General features: G+C 64.2%; 4 protein-coding genes. All 4 read left to right on the top strand.

Annotated features, from left to right (window positions below; all coding sequences use genetic code 11):
• Positions 1 to 391, top strand: a 391-nt coding sequence (locus tag RMO81_RS14485; protein WP_310476617.1) for a CDP-alcohol phosphatidyltransferase family protein, incomplete at its 5' end; no start/stop codon positions are given.
• The gene (gene moaD, locus RMO81_RS14480) at positions 391 to 645 is read left to right on the top strand and encodes a molybdopterin converting factor subunit 1 (protein WP_409049628.1); all 255 of its coding nucleotides are present in this window, start codon (positions 391 to 393) and stop codon (positions 643 to 645) included. The genes RMO81_RS14485 and moaD, both read left to right, overlap by 1 nt.
• Positions 642 to 1094 (top strand): molybdenum cofactor biosynthesis protein MoaE, encoded by a 453-nt coding sequence (locus RMO81_RS14475; protein ID WP_310476615.1) that lies wholly within the window; start codon positions 642 to 644, stop codon positions 1092 to 1094. The genes moaD and RMO81_RS14475 overlap by 4 nt, the downstream gene beginning before the upstream one ends.
• Positions 1095 to 1174: 80 nt before the next feature.
• On the top strand, positions 1175 to 2104 hold a 930-nt coding region (locus RMO81_RS14470), incomplete at its 3' end, for a TIR domain-containing protein (RefSeq protein ID WP_310476614.1).

Below are 2104 nucleotides of genomic sequence, written 5' to 3'. Positions count from 1 at the left end.
TTGGGGCACGGTTTCGAAAATCGGCCAGTTCCTCGATCCGATTGCCGACAAGATCATGGTCGCCGCCACCATCCTGATGCTGGTCGATGCGCAGATCCTGCACGGCTGGAGCGTGATCGCCGGCCTGATCATCCTGCTGCGGGAAATGTTCGTTTCGGGCCTGCGCGAATATCTGGCCGGGCTGCAGGTATCGGTGCCGGTCAGCCAGCTCGCCAAATGGAAAACGACGGCGCAACTGGTGGCGCTGGGCGCGTTGATCCTCGTGGGTGCGGTGCCGATCCTGCCATGGCTGCCGGCGGAGATTGTCGGCCTCGTTACGCTGTGGATCGCCGCCATCCTCACGCTGATCACCGGCTACGATTATCTGCGCGTCGGCCTGAAGCATATGTGATGGTCACGCTGGTCTATTTTGCCTGGGTCCGCGAAATGATCGGCGCCGACAGCGAAACGCTGGCCCTGCCCGCCGAAATTTCCACGGTTGCTGCCCTGCTCGATTGGCTCGCCACCCGCAGCCCCGGCCACGCCGCCGCGCTGGCGGATCGCAGCTGCATCCGGGTGGCGGTGGATCAGGATTTCGCCACCCCCACCACGCCGCTGGGCAACCCGCGCGAAATCGCCATCTTCCCGCCGGTGACGGGCGGATGATTGCCGCCCGCCTGCAAACCGAACCCTTCGATGCAGCCGCCGAACAGGCCGCGCTCATCAGCGCCCGCACCGATCTGGGCGCCGCCGTGCAGTTCACCGGGCTGGTGCGCGCCGATGACGGCCTCGTCGCCCTCACCCTTGAACACTACCCGGCAATGACGCTGGCGCAGATGCAGGCCATCGCCGCCGATGCCGCCGCCCGCTGGCCCGACACCATCGGCACCATCATCCACCGCCACGGCCGGCTGTTGCCCGGCGAACCCATTGTCCTCGTCACCACCGCCTCCCCCCACCGCGCCCACGCCTTTGCCGCGGCCAGCTTCCTGATGGACTGGCTGAAAACCAAAGCGCCGTTCTGGAAGCGCGAAGAATGGGCCGATGGCAGCAGCCGCTGGGTGGAAGCAAAGACGAGTGACAATCATGCCGCGGAGCAGTGGCTGGCCCCGTAACCGCGGCACTGCGCCATAGAGTCCATCGACGCCGCCTTTACGTTGCGATAACACACCCTCGGCGCATTGCGGGGGCAATTTTGAACGACATTTTCCTGTCCTACAGTCGCGAAGATCAGGCGCGGGCGAAATTCTTTGCAGACGGCTTTGAGGCGAATGGCTTCACGGTTTGGTGGGATGTCGGCCTACGCACGGGGGAGGCCTATGATCAGGTCACCGAAAATGCCCTGAAGACGGCTAAGGCCGTTGTGGTGCTGTGGTCGAGGAAGTCGGTGGAAAGCCGCTGGGTCCGTGCCGAAGCCACACTGGCCGACCGCAACAAGACCCTTGTGCCCTGCATGATCGAAGCGTGCGACCGCCCGATCATGTTCGAACTCACCCAGACGGCCGATCTTTCGCACTGGCGGGGCGACACGAACGACGTTGCGTGGCAGGCGTTTCTCGGCGATGTCCGGCGGTTTGTCGGGCGCGAAGTTGTTGACGCTCCGATCATCGAGACCCCCGAACCAGCCCCCGCCAAACCTGGCGAGCGCGGCAGGGCGCCATCGTTAGCAGTGCTGCCGTTCACCAATCGCTCAGGCCTCGCGGAAGACGAGGTGTTCGCTTTCGGGATGGTCGAGGATCTGATCGATGCTCTGTCGCAGGGGGTCAATGTTCGGGTGATTTCGAGTTCCACGACCGCGCGGTTTCGCAATGGGGCGATGCCCGACGTAGGGGCATTGGGACGTGAATTTGGAGTGCGATATCTGCTCGAAGGCAATGTCCGCCGCACGGATGCGCACTTGCGGGTGACGGCACAGCTGGTCGAGGCGGCCAGCGGAGAAATCCTCTGGACGCAAAAGTTCGACCGGCCGCTCGCCGATCTTGCAGCGTTGCAGGAGGAACTGATCGAAGAGCTCTCCGCAAATCTCGGCACCCAGTTCTGGCGCGCCGAAATGGAGCAGGCGCTCAGGAAGCCGGGCGATCACACCGCGTGGGAATGCACCATGCGTTCGCTAGCGGCGGTCCGG

Source organism: Sandarakinorhabdus sp., assembly GCF_031422795.1.
Classification (GTDB): domain Bacteria; phylum Pseudomonadota; class Alphaproteobacteria; order Sphingomonadales; family Sphingomonadaceae; genus Sandarakinorhabdus.
The sequence above is the reverse complement of the archived record's forward strand: the minus strand, read 5'-3'. Positions and strand labels throughout refer to the sequence as shown.

Bases quoted from the DNA above. Each gene is read 5' to 3' on its own strand.
- RMO81_RS14475 (WP_310476615.1), top strand. From the start codon at position 642: ATGATTGCCGCCCGCCTGCAAACCGAACCCTTCGATGCAGCCGCCGAA.
- moaD (WP_409049628.1), top strand. From the start codon at position 391: ATGGTCACGCTGGTCTATTTTGCCTGGGTCCGCGAAATGATCGGCGCC.